Source organism: Pseudomonas sp. NGC7, assembly GCF_047159675.1.
In the GTDB taxonomy this organism is placed as follows: Bacteria; Pseudomonadota; Gammaproteobacteria; order Pseudomonadales; family Pseudomonadaceae; genus Aquipseudomonas; species Aquipseudomonas kermanshahensis.
The window spans coordinates 2,144,628-2,158,762 of the sequence record NZ_BAAFZY010000001.1; the positions used below are offsets into that span (position 1 = coordinate 2,144,628).

Here is a 14,135-nt window from a genome sequence, read left to right on the forward strand (position 1 = left end):
GCAGTGGGCCGGAGCAACTGATCACCGGCCATTGCGGCCTTCATCCTCGGTGCGGATATCGACAGTGGCGGTGACCGACATGCCGGGGCGGATGCGGCCATGCAGCGGGTTGTCGGCGCTGAAGGTCAGCTTCACCGGGATGCGCTGCACCACCTTGGTGAAGTTACCGGTGGCGTTGTCCGGTGGCAGCAGGCTGAACTGGGCGCCGGAGGCTGCGAACAGGCTGTTGACCCGGGCTTCGATGGGGGTGTCTGGGTAGCTGTCGAACAGCAATTCGGCGCGCTGCCCTGGTTGCATGTGGCCAATCTGGGTTTCCTTGAAGTTGGCCTGCACCCAGATGTCTTCGTCGGGCACGATCGACAGCAGATAGGCGCCAGCCTGTACCACCTGACCGTTGCGTGCGTTGCGTTGGCCGATGGTGCCGCTGATCGGGGCGCGGATCTCGCAGCGGGCCAGGTTCAATTCGGCCTGGGCAAGGTCGGCACGGGCATTGGCGATCTGCGCATCGAGGCGTTTGAGCTCGGCGGTCAGGGCATTGACCTGCTGGCGCTGGCTTTGCAGGTCAGCGCGGGCCTTGTCGACCTGGGAGCTGGCGACATGGCTTTCTGCCGAAAGGGTAGTCACCCGCTCCTCGGACACGAAGCCAGGCTTACGCAGGGCTTCTGCGCGGTTGAGGTCCAGGCGTGAGCGGTTGAGCGTGGCCTGGTTGGCGGCGACCTGGGCCTGGCCCGCAGCGATCAAGCTGCCTTGTTGCGTCAGGCGGCTTTCAGCTTGCACGTGTTCCGCTTCACGGGTTGCCAGGGCGGCTCGGGCGCGCTCGACGGCGAGTTGAAAATCGGCGGCTTCCAGGCGTACCAGCAGTTCGCCTTTGACCACGTGCTGGTTGTCCTGCACCCGTACATCTTCGATACGCGCGCCAAGTTGGCTGGAAATACGGGTGATTTCGCCCTGAACGTAAGCGTTGTCGGTACTTTCGTAAAAGCGCCCCTTGAAGTACCAGTGGGCCAGGAAGGCGAGGGCGATGGCCGCAACCACGACAAAGAAGATCAGCAGGCGGCGTTTGAGTTGAGCAGGCATGAGGACTATGGTTCCAGAAATGTAAACAAATTTAACAGCGACGGACGGCAATTCGACAAGTGTCGTTCGCGCCATTGCTGGAGCCGGGTGCCTGCTCCCTGCTAACATCCCGCCTTTGTTTCATCTTTCGTTCGAGACCTTCCATGACCACCGTACGCACGCGTATCGCGCCATCGCCCACGGGCGACCCCCATGTCGGCACCGCCTACATCGCCCTGTTCAACTACTGCTTTGCCAAGCAGCACGGCGGCGAGTTCATCCTGCGCATCGAAGATACCGACCAACTGCGCTCCACCCGCGAGTCGGAACAGCAGATCTTCGACGCCTTGCGCTGGCTTGGCATCGAGTGGAACGAAGGCCCGGACGTCGGTGGCCCGCACGGCCCTTACCGGCAGAGCGAGCGTGGCGAGATCTACGCCAAATACGCCAAGCAACTGGTCGATGCCGGCCACGCGTTCTACTGCTTCTGTACCGCTGAAGAGCTGGAGCAGATGCGCGCCGAGCAAATGGCCCGTGGCGAGACCCCGCGTTACGACGGCCGTGCCCTGTTGCTGAGCGCTGAAGAAGTGCAGCGCCGCCTGGACGCCGGCGAGCCCCACGTGATCCGCATGAAGGTGCCCAGCGAAGGCATCTGCGTGGTGCCGGACATGCTGCGCGGTGACGTCGAAATCCCATGGGACCGCATGGACATGCAGGTGCTGATGAAGAACGACGGCCTGCCGACCTACTTCCTGGCCAACGTGGTCGACGACCACCTGATGGGCATCACCCACGTCCTGCGGGGTGAAGAGTGGCTGCCGTCGGCGCCCAAGCTGATCAAACTGTACGAGTACTTCGGTTGGGAGCAGCCCAAGCTGTGCTACATGCCGCTGCTGCGTAACCCGGACAAGTCCAAGCTGTCCAAGCGCAAGAACCCGACCTCGGTCACCTTCTACGAGCGCATGGGCTTCATGCCCGAGGCGATGCTCAACTACCTCGGCCGCATGGGCTGGTCGATGCCGGACGAGCGCGAGAAGTTCTCCCTGGCCGAAATGGTCGAGCACTTCGACCTGTCGCGCATCTCCCTGGGCGGGCCGATTTTCGACATTGAAAAACTGTCCTGGCTCAACGGCCAGTGGCTGCGCGAGCTACCGGTCGAACAGTTCGCCGCGCGCTTGCAGAAATGGGCGTTCAACAGTGATTACATGATGAAGATCGCCCCGCATGTTCAAGGCCGGGTCGAGACCTTCAGCCAGGTTGCGCCGTTGGGTGGCTTCTTCTTCGAGGGCGCGCTGAAGCTCGATGCCAAGCTGTTCGAGAGCAAGAAGCTGTCGGCTGATCAGGTGCGCCAGGTCATCCAGTTGATCCTGTGGAAGCTCGAAAGCCTGCGCCAGTGGGAGAAGGACCGCATCACCGGTTGCATCCAGGCCGTGGTCGAGTCGCTGGAGCTGAAACTGCGTGACGCCATGCCGCTGATGTTCGCCGCTATTACCGGCCAGGCCAGCTCGGTGTCGGTGCTCGATGCCATGGAAATCCTCGGCCCGGACCTGACCCGCTACCGCTTGCGCCAGGCTCTGGACTTGCTGGGTGGTGTGTCGAAAAAAGAAAACAAAGAGTGGGAAAAGCTGCTGGCGAACATCGCCTGATTAGGTGTTGATCGCCTGTGTAGGAGCGGCCTTGCGTCGCGAAATGGGTGCGAAGCGGCCCCCGCGATAGCGCAGCCCCGCAAATCGGGGGGCGCTTCGCGCCCCTATCGCGACGCAAGGCCGCTCTTACAACGGCCGTGTATGCCATGAAAAGAAGGGCAGGGCGGTAAGTGATTGTTATCTGTGAAAAAACTTTTGAATATTTTCAAAAATTCGTTTGACAGCCGTGCAATCCGATCTTAATATGCGCCCCGTCCACAGCGATGAGCGAAACGAAACGCCAGGCACCCAGTCAGCGATTCTGCTCAGAGCGACATAGTGGGGCTATAGCTCAGCTGGGAGAGCGCCTGCATGGCATGCAGGAGGTCAGCGGTTCGATCCCGCTTAGCTCCACCAAATTCCGCTTAGCAGCCACGGCTGATAAGCAAGACCGGGTCCAGCAACCGGGTCTTGAAGGTAAGAAGGTTCGTCCCCTTCGTCTAGTGGCCTAGGACACCGCCCTTTCACGGCGGTAACAGGGGTTCGAGTCCCCTAGGGGACGCCAGTTTTACACAAGCGATGTTTAACGATGTCGCTGGGCCGCGAGGCTAAAAATCTGGGGCTATAGCTCAGCTGGGAGAGCGCCTGCATGGCATGCAGGAGGTCAGCGGTTCGATCCCGCTTAGCTCCACCAATTTTGCCGCGGTTTGTGAAAACGAACCGGCACGAAGGTTACGTCCCCTTCGTCTAGTGGCCTAGGACACCGCCCTTTCACGGCGGTAACAGGGGTTCGAGTCCCCTAGGGGACGCCACTTTTACCCGCGTTTTGCGGGGCTTAAAGAGGCTCATTCGTCTATTGGATGAGCCTTTTGTTTTCGGGGCTATAGCTCAGCTGGGAGAGCGCCTGCATGGCATGCAGGAGGTCAGCGGTTCGATCCCGCTTAGCTCCACCAATTTTGCCGCGGTTTGTGAAAACGAACCGGCACGAAGGTTACGTCCCCTTCGTCTAGTGGCCTAGGACACCGCCCTTTCACGGCGGTAACAGGGGTTCGAGTCCCCTAGGGGACGCCATGTTTACCCGCGTTTTGCGGGACTTTAAAGGCTCATTCGCTTATTGAATGGGCCTTTTGTTTTTCTCCCTTTCCTTTTTTCCGGGCACCGACAGGTGGTCGTGAATTTCGCTTGCCAAAAAATATGATGCTTATAATATTACAGGCATCATATTCGAGGTGGCCATGAACGACAAAAAGAGCAAAACCCGCGAACGGATTCTCGAAGCTGCGCGCAGTGCCTTGATTCAGCAGGGGCCCGCTGAGCCAAGCGTCAGCCAGGTCATGGGGGCTGCAGGCCTGACGGTAGGCGGGTTCTATGCCCATTTCGAGAGCAAGGACGAACTCATGCTGGAGGCGTTTCGCCAGTTATTGGGCGAACGGCGGGACTTGCTGGCGCAGGTCGACCCCAGCCTGGACGGCGAGGCGCGCCGGGCGTTGGTGACCGCGTTCTACCTTTCGCGCAAGCACCGCGACGCGCAAGTGCATGCGTGCCCGCTGCCCAACGCCCTGGGCGAAATGCAGCGCCTGCCAGAGGTGTTCCGCGAGGTGCTCGCCGAGCACATCGAGCTGATGACCGCGAAAATGGTCGATCGCCCCGAAGACATCGACAAAGCACTGGCCGACCTGGCGCTGATGGTTGGTGGCCTGGCCCTGGCGCGCGCCTTGGGCACTGGCGAGCTTTCTGACCGTGTATTGCGTGCCGCCAAGTCGGCGGTGATCTGAATAACCACAATGCTGGAGCAAGGCGATGACTACCCTGAGCTGGATTCGTGGCGTCAATGGCACCCTCGGCCACCTGGCCCCTGAGCATGTGGCCGGCAAAATGCGCCGGGCATTCATGACCCCACGTACATTGCCCCCAAAAGCGTGGGAGTTGCCGCTGCTGGCCAAGGCCGAGCGCATCACCCTGCGCTTCGGGCTGTCGGCGTTGCGTTGGGGCAAGGGGCCGACAGTATTGCTGATGCACGGCTGGGAAGGGCGCCCCACCCAGTTTGCCGCGTTGATCGAGGCCCTGGTCCAGGCCGGGCATACAGTGGTGTCGTTGGAGGGGCCGGCACATGGTCGCTCTCCGGGTCATCAAGCTCACGTGGTGTTGTTCGCCCGCGCACTGCTGGAAGCGGCTGCCGAGCTGCCGCCGTTGCGCGCGGTGATAGGCCACTCCATGGGTGGGGCCAGTGTGTTGCTGGCGTTGCAGATGGGGCTGCGCGCGGAGGCGGCAGTGAGCATCGCTGCACCCGCCCGGTTGCTTGGCGTGTTGCGCGGCTTCGCCCATCGCCTGGGGTTGCCGGCGCGCGCACGGGCCGCATTCATACGCCAAGTGGAGCGGGATGTGGGGATGCAGATCACGCGCCTGGATGTTAGTGGTTACCAGCTGGAACTGCCAGGCTTGGTGGTACATGCGGCTGACGATGGCCTGGTGGCTGTCGATGAGGCCCGTATCATCCACAAGGCCTGGTTCGACAGCCGCTTGCTGCTGCTGGAGGAGGGCGGGCACCAGCGAGTGCTGGCCGACCCACGTCTGGGCGAGGCGGTGCTCGAATTGCTTGCACGGGCCAGCGCGCCGGCCCGGCAAACGGCCTGAGCATCCGTTACACTGGCTTTCAGTTGTGTTTTTGTTATTAGGAGCGTGCATGAGCTGGGACTTGGCAACACCCTTCATCATCGACCTGCGTGTCGGCAGCGAGGACATCGACGGCCTCGGCCACGCCAATAATGCCACCTATGTCACGTGGCTCGAACGCTGCGCCTGGCGCCACTCTCAGCGCCTTGGCCTGGACCTTGCCGAGTACCGCCGCCTGGACCGGGCCATGGCGGTGGTGCGCCACGAAATCGATTACCTGGCCGCGGGCTATGAAGATGACGAACTGCAGCTGGCGACCTGGATCATCGACTGGGATCAACGCCTGCGCATGACCCGCCGCTTCCAACTCAAACGCCCGCGTGATGGCGCGACCCTGCTGCGGGCGCAGACCACCTTCGCCTGTATCGAATTGTCCAGCGGCAAGCCCAAGCGCATGCCTGCAGAGTTCATCGAGGGTTACGGCCAAGCGCTGATCGGTGCCTGAAGGGCTGTGGTTTTTTGTTAGACTGCCGCCTTTTCCCGCCGAGACCCACACATGCAAATTGCCCTGGCCCCCATGGAGGGGCTGGTCGACAACATCCTGCGCGACGTCCTGACCCGAGTGGGTGGCATCGATTGGTGCGTCACCGAGTTCATCCGCGTGTGCGACCGCCTGCTGCCGCCATCCTCGTTCGACAAGCTGGCGCCTGAATTGCGCCAAGGCGCGCGGACCGCGGCCGGGGTGCCGATGCGTGTGCAACTGCTGGGCTCCGACCCGGTCTGCCTGGCCGAGAACGCAGCGCTGGCCTGTGAGCTGGGCGCACCAGTAATCGACCTGAACTTCGGTTGCCCAGCCAAGACCGTGAACAAGTCGCGCGGCGGCGCGGTGCTGCTCAAGGAGCCAGAACTGCTGCACGCCATCGTCCGCGAAGTGCGCCGTGCGGTGCCGGCGCATATCCCGGTGACGGCGAAGATGCGCCTGGGCTTCGACAGCCCCGATGGCGCGCTGGACTGCGCCACGGCCCTGGCCGAAGGCGGTTCGGCGCATCTGGTGGTGCACGCCCGCACCAAGGTCGAGGGCTACAAGCCGCCCGCTCACTGGGAGTGGGTGGCGCGGGTGCAGGATGTGGTCAAGGTGCCGGTGTTCGCCAATGGCGAAATCTGGACCGTGGACGACTGGCGCCGCTGCCGTGAAGTCAGTGGTGCCGAACACATCATGTTGGGGCGTGGGCTGGTGTCGCGGCCCGACTTGGGCGTACAGATCGCCGCTGCCCGCGAGGGGCGCGACTACCAGCCGATGAGCTGGGACGACCTGCTGCCGCTGCTGCGCGAGTTCTGGCGCCAGGCCCAGGCCAAGCTGTCGCCGCGCTATGCGCCGGGGCGAATGAAGCAGTGGTTGGCGATGCTGACCCGCAGTTATCCGGAAGCGGTCGTGCTGTTTGCCGAGCTGCGTCGCGAAGATGATTGCGCGCGGATCAGCCGGTTGTTGGGGGTTGAAGTGCAGGCGTTCGAGGCGTGTGTTGCCTGATCACGGGGAACTGCCCGATTCACGGTAGGAGCAGCCTTGTGCTGCGAAGAGGCCGGCGGCTCCAGTGACTTCTCGTTGCGAGCACTGGCCCCTTCGCAGCGCAAGGCTGCTCCTACACCGGTTGTGTTGGAACGCAAACCCGCTCAAAAAAATTTTCGTGGTCCCTCTTGAAAGCCATTTCACCGACCTTATCTTTTGAGTACGCGATGCCGAACTCGGGTCGCGCAGTGACTTACTTGCTGAATCTCAGGAGTTTATGACCATGACTACCGCTTTCTCTCTCGCTCCACTGTTCCGTCATTCCGTTGGTTTCGACCGTTTCAACGACCTGTTCGAATCCGCGGCACGTAACGAGGCCGGTAGCAGCTACCCGCCCTACAACGTGGAAAAACATGGCGAAGACCACTACCGCATCGTGGTTGCCGCAGCCGGTTTCCAGGAGCAGGACCTCGACCTGCAAGTCGAAAAAGGTGTCCTGACCGTCTCCGGTGGCAAGCGCGACAACAGCGCCGCTGAAGTGACCTACCTGCATCAGGGCATCGCCCAGCGCGCCTTCAAGCTGTCGTTCCGCCTGGCCGACCACATCGAGGTCAAGGCTGCGGGCCTGGCCAATGGCTTGCTCAGCATCGACCTGCTGCGCATCGTGCCTGAAGAAGCCAAGGCCAAACGCATCCCGATCAATGGCGACAAGCCAGCGCTGAACTGAGTGTAAGGCTGTGACAAAAAGGGCACCTTCGGGTGCCCTTTTTTGCGTGCGGGCAGTCAGTAATCCGCAGGTGCTTCCAGTAGCATCTGCCGGAATTCGTGCAACGGCAGTGGCCGGCTGTGCAGGTACCCTTGATACAGGTGGCAGCCCAGTTTCTCCAGAAACTCCAGTTGCTCGGTCAGCTCCACCCCTTCGGCAATCACCGCCAGGTCCAGGCTGTGGGCCATGGCGACGATGGCGCGGACGATCTCGGCGTCGTTAGGGTCTATCGGTGCGTCGCGCACGAACGTCTGGTCGATCTTCAGTGCATCCACCGGCAAGCGTTTGAGGTAGGTCAGTGACGAATAGCCCGTGCCGAAGTCGTCCATGGCAAAACTCACCCCGTAACGCTTCAGCTCGCGCATCTTGCTGATGGTGTCTTCCAGGTTCTGGATGACGATGCCTTCGGTGATTTCCAGCTTCAGCATCCGCCGTGGCAAGCGGTAGTCGTCCAGGCTGCGCAGCACCCGCCCGACGAAATCGTTTTGGCGGAACTGCCGCGGGCTGATGTTTACGCACAGGCTGAAATCATCAGCGTCGATCAACCCGTCCGTGAGCATGCGCGCGCAGGCATCGCAGGCTTCGTCGAGGATCCAGCTGCCTACTTCCAGGATCAGGCCGCTTTCTTCCAGTACCTGAATGAACTGTGCCGGTGGCTGCTGGCCGAGCTGCGGGTGGTGCCAGCGCAGTAGCACTTCGGCACCGACAATACGGTTGTCGCGGGCATCCACCTGGGGCTGGAAGTGCAAGGCCAGCTCACCCCGTGCGAGCGCCAGGCGCAGGTCGTTTTCCATGCGCAGGCGCTCGCTGGCAGCCTTTTGCATGGTGGTGTGGAACAACTGGGTGGTATTGCGCCCGGAGTCCTTGGCCCGGTACAGGGCGATATCGGCACGCTTGAGCAGGTCGGCGGGGGTGGTGCCGTGGTCGGGGATCAACGCCACGCCGATGCTGGGGGTTACTTGCAGGCGCTGGCCATCCAGCGACATCGGTTCGGCCAGCAGTTCGCGCAGGGTGTCGGCCAGCTCGCGCACTTTGCTTTCGACCTGTTCGCGGCTGCCTTCCAGGCCGCTGAGCAGCACCACGAATTCATCGCCCCCCAGCCGCGCCACAGTGTCTTCCAGGCGTACGCTGGCCTCCAGGCGCGCGGTGATGATCTTCAGTACCGTATCGCCTACCGGGTGGCCCAAGGAGTCGTTGATGTGCTTGAAGTGGTCGAGGTCAAGGAACAGCAGCGCGCCACGCAGGTTGTGGCGCTTGAGCAGGGCGATCTGCTGGCTCAGGCGGTCCATCAGCAGGGCGCGGTTGGGCAGGTTGGTCAGCGGGTCGTGGTACGCCAGGTGGCGGATCTGCGCCTGGGCATTTTTCAGTTGGCTGACATCGCGGGCGGTCAGCAGCAGGCAGTCGGTCTCGTTGAGGGTGATCGGTTCCACCGACACTTCGACGGTGAGGATGTCGCCGCGTTTGTTGCGCCCGAGCATCTCCCGATGGTGCACCCGGCCACGCTCTTTGAGCTCGGCGAGCAGGGCGCTGCGCTGCTTGTCATCGGCCCAGATGCCCAACTCATACACGCTGCGCCCGACCACTTCGGCCGCGTTGTAGCCGGTGAGCCGGCAGAAACCATCGTTGATTTCCAGGTAGCGGCCGCTGTAGCGCTCGGTGATGGTGATGGCATCAGGGCTGGAGTGGAAGGCCTTGGCGAACTTCTCTTCGCTGGATTTCAGCGCCGCCTCGGCCCGTTGCTGCTGGGTAATGTCGCGCAGGGTGGTGACGCTGCAGGGTTGGTCATCGACGCTGATCAGGCAGCTGGATATCACGCAGGTCAAGGGCACGCCGTTGCGGTGGTTGACCACCACCGCCACGTTGCTCAAGGCCTGTTCGCGGATCACCCGCTCGATGCGTTGCGCACGTTCGATGGACTCAGCCCACAGGCCGATTTCCTCGGCGGTGCGACCGATTACCTGGTCGGCGCTCCAGCCGAACGTCTGGGTAAAGGCCGGGTTGATCTCGATGAACTGGCCGGTGTCCTGGCGGGTCACGCAGATGGGGTCAGGGCTGACCTGGAACAGGCTGGCGAACTTTTCTTCCGAGGCGCTGAGGCGTTGCTCGCGCTCGACCTGGTCGGTGATGTCCAGCAGGGTGCCGGCCATGCGCAAGGGGTTGCCCTGGTCGTCCCGGTACAGCCGCGCACGGCTTTCGATATAGCGTGACGCGCCGTTCTCCAGCTGCACGCGGTAAGTGATCTGGTAATTGCCCGCAGGCCCTTCGCGCAGGCTGCGGTAGGCCTGGCGCATGACATTGCGCTCTTCCTCCGGTACGCCCTCGAAAAAGGCATCGAACGATTCGTGAAAGGGGAACGGGTCCAGCCCGTGTAGCTGCGCGGCACGGGCCGAGCCGTAGAGCATGCCGCTGGGGATGTGCCAGTCCCAGGTACCCAGCTGGGCTGAGTCCAGGGCCAGGTCGAGGCGTTCCTGGCTGTCCTTGAGGGCCTGTTCGGCACGCTTGCGTTCGGTAGTGTCGACGAAGGTGCTGAGCAAAAATGTCACCCCCTCCAGTTCGATGGCCTGGGTGCAGAGGATGCCGTCGTGCACCTTGTCGTTGCTGGCCCGGAACTGCACTTCCATGATCAGTGGGCCTCCGCTGGCGCGGGTAGCGTCCAGCAGTTGCGGGCGCTGCTCGGGGTGCACCCACAGGCCCAGCTCCAGGCTGGTCTTGCCAATCACTTGGTTGCCTGGCCAGCCGAACATGTCTTCGAAATGCTGGTTGACCTCGAAGATCATGCCGTCGTGGCGGCGGGTCAGGAGGATCGCATTGGGGCTCAGGTGAAACAGCGTGGCAAAGCGTTTTTCCGAGTTGATCAGCGCCGTTTCGCGCTCGCGCTGGCGGGTGATCTCACGGATGACCCCGATCATCTGCGGTCTGCCGTGGCGGTCGTGGGTCAGGCTGCCGTTGATTTCCAGCCAGTGCAGGCTGCCATCCGGCCAGCGGATGCGGTGGCGCATGGCTTGCTCCACGGGCTCGCCGTTGACCACCGCCTGGAACAGCTGACGGGTGCGTGCGCGGTCTTCTTCGGGCAGCAGGTCGAGGTAGTCGATGTCGTTGGGCAGCGGGCGTAGCGGGTCGAAGCCGAACAGCGCCTGGGTACCGCGTGACCAGCTGACCCGGCCGGTTTCGATGTCCCACAGCCAGGCCCCCAGGCGGGCGCCGTTGAGCGCGGCGAGCAGTTGCGGGGCGTTTTGCCAGGCCTGTTCGGATTCCTGTGGGTCGGCCGCAGGAATGCGCGGCAGGCGCGGAAAGCGGTTTGCTGATTTGGGCATTGGTACCAGACCTTTGGCGTTTGACGAGTCCTTGAGTTGGAAATGCCGTACTGACGACCGGTCAGGCGGACCCTGCATGGCTGTCGAGCAAGGCCATGAAGGCCCTCGCCGCATTCGATAGCGTTCGCTCCGTGTGCAAAATGTAGCCTAGCTGGCGCGACAGCTGTATGCCGGGTAAAGCGATGGGTGCAACCTGATCATCGAGCATGGTGCGCGGCAGCACGCTCCAGGCCAGGCCAATGGAAACCATCATTTTGATGGTTTCCAGGTAGTTGGTGCTCATGGCGATGTTCGGCGTCAGGCCCTGGCTTTCGAACAGGCGCTGGACGATGTGGTGGGTAAAGGTATTACCACCCGGGAAGACCGCCGGGTGGCGCGCGACATCGGCCAGGCTGACCGCGTGGTTGTTGGCCAGCGGGTGTTCCGGGGCCGCCACGAAGTCCAGCGCGTCGTCCCACACCGGGATCGCCTTGATGAGGTGGTGGGGCTCTGGCGCCAGCGTGATAACGGCAATTTCAGCGCGGCCATGGAGTATTTCGTCGTAGGCAGCTTCTGAGTCCATGAACTGAATATCCAACGCCACCGAAGGGTATTGCCGTGTAAAGGCCCGTAAAAGCGGGGGCAAGCGGTGCAAGCCGATATGGTGGCTGGTGGCCAGGGTCAACCGACCACTCACTTCCCCGGTCAAGTTGGTCAGCGCGCGTCGGGTATCATCAAGCACGTTGAGAATCTGATAGGCCCGCGGCAACAGCGCCCGCCCGGCCTCGGTCAGGGTCACTTCACGCCCCAAGCGGTCGAACAGGCGCACGTCCAGTTGCAGCTCAAGCCCGGCGATGCGTTTGCTGATGGCGGGCTGGGTCAGGTGCAGGCGTTCGCCGGCCCCTGAGAAGCTGCCGGTCTCGGCAATGGCGATAAAAGCGCTGAGGTTGGCCAGATCCATCTTTCAGATTCCTGGTGGTTATGCAAAGCATAAAAATTATGAATTTGAGTTATTCAATCTATCGCCATAGCATCGTCCGTACAAGCCAAGGGGTCTTTGGCATAGAAATACGCTGATGAGGAACAGTCTGATGGCTGGCAAAACGCTCTACGACAAACTCTGGGAAGCCCATGAGGTCAAGCGCCGTGATGACGGCTCGTCCTTGATCTACATCGACCGCCACATCATCCACGAAGTGACGTCGCCCCAGGCCTTCGAAGGCCTGCGCCTGGCGAACCGCAAGCCATGGCGTATCGATACCAACATCGCCACCCCTGATCACAACGTGCCGACCACGCCAGAGCGCAAGGGCGGTATCGACGCCATCGTCGACCAGGTGTCGCGCCTCCAGGTGCAGACCCTCGATGAGAACTGTGACGAGTACGGCATCGTCGAATTCAAGATGAATGACGAGCGCCAGGGCATCGTCCATGTCATTAGCCCAGAGCAAGGTGCCACCTTGCCGGGCATGACCGTGGTCTGCGGCGACTCGCACACGTCCACCCACGGCGCTTTCGGTGCCTTGGCCCACGGCATCGGCACCTCCGAGGTCGAGCATGTGCTCGCCACCCAGTGCCTGGTCGCCAAGAAGATGAAGAACATGCTGGTGCGCGTCGAAGGCGAATTGCCTGCAGGCGTCACTGCCAAGGACATCGTCCTCGCCGTCATCGGCAAGATCGGCACCGCGGGTGGCAACGGCCACGCCATGGAATTCGCCGGCAGCGCTATCCGTGGCTTGTCCATGGAAGGCCGCATGACCATCTGCAACATGTCGATCGAAGCCGGTGCCCGCGTGGGCCTGGTGGCGACCGATGCCACCACCGTTGCCTATGTCGAAGGCCGCCCCTATGCACCGAAGGGCGAGCAATGGAAGCAAGCCGTCGAGTCGTGGAAAGACCTCGTCTCCGATGAAGACGCCGTGTTCGACACCGTGGTCGAACTGGATGCCGCGCAAATCAAGCCACAGGTCAGCTGGGGCACATCGCCCGAGATGGTGTTGGCCGTTGATCAGCGCGTACCGGACCCAGCTGCCGAAGCTGACCTGGTCAAGCGGGGCTCGATCGAGCGTGCCCTGAAGTACATGGGCCTGACCGCCAACCAGGCGATCACCGATATTCAGCTGGACCGCGTGTTCATCGGCTCGTGCACCAACTCGCGGATCGAAGACTTGCGCGCCGCGGCCGAAATCGCCAAGGGCCGCAAAGTGGCCGCTACCGTCAAGCAGGCCATTGTCGTCCCGGGCTCGGGCCTGGTGAAGGCGCAAGCCGAGCGTGAAGGATTGGACAAGATCTTCCTTGAAGCGGGCTTCGAGTGGCGCGAGCCTGGTTGCTCGATGTGCCTGGCGATGAACCCGGACCGCCTGGAAAGCGGCGAGCACTGTGCCTCGACGTCCAACCGCAACTTTGAAGGCCGTCAGGGTGCCGGTGGTCGTACTCACCTGGTCAGCCCGGCCATGGCCGCCGCCGCTGCGGTGACCGGCCACTTCATCGATGTCCGCGAGTTGATCCAAGGGAGCGCAGCATGAAAGCCTTTACCCAGCACACTGGCCTCGTCGCGCCGTTGGACCGTGCCAACGTCGACACCGACCAGATCATCCCCAAGCAGTTTCTCAAGTCGATCAAGCGCACCGGCTTCGGCCCCAACCTGTTCGACGAGTGGCGCTACCTGGACGTGGGCCAGCCCTACCAGGACAACAGCAAGCGCCCGTTGAACGAAGAGTTCGTGCTCAACCACGCGCGCTACCAGGGCGCCAGCGTGTTGCTGGCGCGCGAAAACTTCGGTTGCGGTTCGAGCCGCGAACACGCGCCATGGGCGTTGGACGAGTACGGCTTCCGCAGCGTCATCGCACCGAGCTTTGCCGACATCTTCTTCAACAACAGCTTCAAGAACGGCTTGCTGCCGATCATCCTCAGCGATGAGGAAGTCGATGAGCTGTTCAAGCAGGTCGAAGCCAACCCTGGCTATCAGCTGACCATCGACCTGCAAGCCCAGGCCGTGACCCGTCCTGATGGCAAGGTGCTGCACTTCGAGATCGACGCGTTCCGCAAGCACTGCTTGCTCAACGGCCTCGATGACATCGGCCTGACCTTGCAGGACGGCGATTCGATCAAGGCCTTCGAAGCCAAGCACCGCGCCAGCCAGCCTTGGCTGTTTCGGGATGCCTGATAGGCGTAGGTGACAGGGCTGGCCCCTTCGCGGGGCAAGCCCGCTCCCACAGAAGCTCCTCTGCCTCAAGTCTTGTGCAGTACCTGTGGGAGCGGGTTCACCCGCGAAA

General features: G+C 62.3%; 11 protein-coding genes and 6 tRNA genes. 14 read left to right on the top strand and 3 right to left on the bottom strand.

The window, feature by feature from the left end:
• Positions 1 to 21: 21 nt before the first annotated feature.
• A complete protein-coding gene (locus ACMCNM_RS09835) occupies positions 22 to 1,077 on the bottom strand; it encodes an HlyD family secretion protein (protein WP_412764272.1) in 1,056 nt (351 codons plus the stop codon).
• A gap of 143 nt (positions 1,078 to 1,220) precedes the next feature.
• Here ACMCNM_RS09835 and gltX point away from each other — a divergent pair, with 143 nt between their 5' ends.
• The 12 genes from gltX (at position 1,221) to ACMCNM_RS09895 (ending at position 7,528) form a co-directional block, all read left to right on the top strand.
• On the top strand, positions 1,221 to 2,702 hold the full coding sequence (gltX, locus tag ACMCNM_RS09840) for a glutamate--tRNA ligase (RefSeq protein WP_027596096.1): 1,482 nt from the start codon (positions 1,221 to 1,223) through the stop codon (positions 2,700 to 2,702).
• A 320-nt stretch (positions 2,703 to 3,022) separates the two neighbouring features.
• Positions 3,023 to 3,098, top strand: a tRNA-Ala gene (locus ACMCNM_RS09845).
• Between the two features lie 72 nt (positions 3,099 to 3,170).
• Positions 3,171 to 3,246, top strand: a tRNA-Glu gene (locus ACMCNM_RS09850).
• Positions 3,247 to 3,299: 53 nt separating this feature from the next.
• Positions 3,300 to 3,375, top strand: a tRNA-Ala gene (locus tag ACMCNM_RS09855).
• Between the two features lie 42 nt (positions 3,376 to 3,417).
• Positions 3,418 to 3,493 (top strand) — tRNA-Glu (locus tag ACMCNM_RS09860).
• A gap of 65 nt (positions 3,494 to 3,558) precedes the next feature.
• Positions 3,559 to 3,634 (top strand) — tRNA-Ala (locus ACMCNM_RS09865).
• 42 nt (positions 3,635 to 3,676) lie between these two features.
• Positions 3,677 to 3,752 (top strand) — tRNA-Glu (locus ACMCNM_RS09870).
• Between the two features lie 164 nt (positions 3,753 to 3,916).
• Positions 3,917 to 4,456 carry a TetR/AcrR family transcriptional regulator gene (locus tag ACMCNM_RS09875; RefSeq protein WP_186682018.1) on the top strand — a complete coding sequence of 180 codons (540 nt, stop codon included), beginning with the start codon at positions 3,917 to 3,919 and terminating at the stop codon, positions 4,454 to 4,456.
• 25 nt (positions 4,457 to 4,481) lie between these two features.
• Positions 4,482 to 5,315, top strand: a complete 834-nt coding sequence (locus ACMCNM_RS09880) for an alpha/beta hydrolase (RefSeq protein ID WP_186682020.1) — start codon at positions 4,482 to 4,484, stop codon at positions 5,313 to 5,315.
• A gap of 49 nt (positions 5,316 to 5,364) precedes the next feature.
• A complete protein-coding gene (locus tag ACMCNM_RS09885) occupies positions 5,365 to 5,799 on the top strand; it encodes an acyl-CoA thioesterase (protein ID WP_186682022.1) in 435 nt (144 codons plus the stop codon).
• Between the two features lie 51 nt (positions 5,800 to 5,850).
• On the top strand, positions 5,851 to 6,822 hold the full coding sequence (locus ACMCNM_RS09890) for a tRNA dihydrouridine synthase (RefSeq protein WP_274887376.1): 972 nt from the start codon (positions 5,851 to 5,853) through the stop codon (positions 6,820 to 6,822).
• A gap of 262 nt (positions 6,823 to 7,084) precedes the next feature.
• Positions 7,085 to 7,528: an Hsp20 family protein gene (locus tag ACMCNM_RS09895; protein WP_027596735.1), complete on the top strand. Its 444-nt coding sequence runs from the start codon at positions 7,085 to 7,087 to the stop codon at positions 7,526 to 7,528.
• Between the two features lie 56 nt (positions 7,529 to 7,584).
• Here the strand turns inward: ACMCNM_RS09895 and ACMCNM_RS09900 are convergent, their stop codons facing one another.
• Together ACMCNM_RS09900 and ACMCNM_RS09905 are read right to left on the bottom strand one after the other, a co-directional pair.
• On the bottom strand, positions 7,585 to 10,881 hold the full coding sequence (locus ACMCNM_RS09900; RefSeq protein WP_412764273.1) for a PAS domain S-box protein: 3,297 nt from the start codon (positions 10,879 to 10,881) through the stop codon (positions 7,585 to 7,587).
• A gap of 61 nt (positions 10,882 to 10,942) precedes the next feature.
• Positions 10,943 to 11,821: a LysR family transcriptional regulator gene (locus ACMCNM_RS09905; protein ID WP_412764274.1), complete on the bottom strand. Its 879-nt coding sequence runs from the start codon at positions 11,819 to 11,821 to the stop codon at positions 10,943 to 10,945.
• Between the two features lie 130 nt (positions 11,822 to 11,951).
• On the opposite strand from ACMCNM_RS09905, the gene leuC reads away from it, so the two are divergent.
• Both leuC and leuD read left to right on the top strand, forming a co-directional pair.
• Positions 11,952 to 13,385 (top strand): 3-isopropylmalate dehydratase large subunit, encoded by a 1,434-nt coding sequence (gene leuC, locus ACMCNM_RS09910; RefSeq protein ID WP_027596732.1) that lies wholly within the window; start codon positions 11,952 to 11,954, stop codon positions 13,383 to 13,385.
• Positions 13,382 to 14,026 (top strand): 3-isopropylmalate dehydratase small subunit, encoded by a 645-nt coding sequence (gene leuD, locus ACMCNM_RS09915; protein ID WP_027596731.1) that lies wholly within the window; start codon positions 13,382 to 13,384, stop codon positions 14,024 to 14,026. The genes leuC and leuD overlap by 4 nt, the downstream gene beginning before the upstream one ends.
• Positions 14,027 to 14,135: the final 109 nt, after the last annotated feature.

What these genes read in the sequence shown, in the direction of transcription:
- ACMCNM_RS09890 (WP_274887376.1), top strand. Translation starts at nt 5,851, where the DNA reads ATGCAAATTGCCCTGGCCCCCATGGAGGGGCTGGTCGACAACATCCTG.
- ACMCNM_RS09875 (WP_186682018.1), top strand. Translation starts at nt 3,917, where the DNA reads ATGAACGACAAAAAGAGCAAAACCCGCGAACGGATTCTCGAAGCTGCG.
- ACMCNM_RS09835 (WP_412764272.1), bottom strand. Translation starts at nt 1,077, where the DNA reads ATGCCTGCTCAACTCAAACGCCGCCTGCTGATCTTCTTTGTCGTGGTT.
- ACMCNM_RS09885 (WP_186682022.1), top strand. Translation starts at nt 5,365, where the DNA reads ATGAGCTGGGACTTGGCAACACCCTTCATCATCGACCTGCGTGTCGGC.
- ACMCNM_RS09900 (WP_412764273.1), bottom strand. Translation starts at nt 10,881, where the DNA reads ATGCCCAAATCAGCAAACCGCTTTCCGCGCCTGCCGCGCATTCCTGCG.
- ACMCNM_RS09895 (WP_027596735.1), top strand. Translation starts at nt 7,085, where the DNA reads ATGACTACCGCTTTCTCTCTCGCTCCACTGTTCCGTCATTCCGTTGGT.
- leuD (WP_027596731.1), top strand. Translation starts at nt 13,382, where the DNA reads ATGAAAGCCTTTACCCAGCACACTGGCCTCGTCGCGCCGTTGGACCGT.
- gltX (WP_027596096.1), top strand. Translation starts at nt 1,221, where the DNA reads ATGACCACCGTACGCACGCGTATCGCGCCATCGCCCACGGGCGACCCC.
- leuC (WP_027596732.1), top strand. Translation starts at nt 11,952, where the DNA reads ATGGCTGGCAAAACGCTCTACGACAAACTCTGGGAAGCCCATGAGGTC.
- ACMCNM_RS09905 (WP_412764274.1), bottom strand. Translation starts at nt 11,821, where the DNA reads ATGGATCTGGCCAACCTCAGCGCTTTTATCGCCATTGCCGAGACCGGC.
- ACMCNM_RS09880 (WP_186682020.1), top strand. Translation starts at nt 4,482, where the DNA reads ATGACTACCCTGAGCTGGATTCGTGGCGTCAATGGCACCCTCGGCCAC.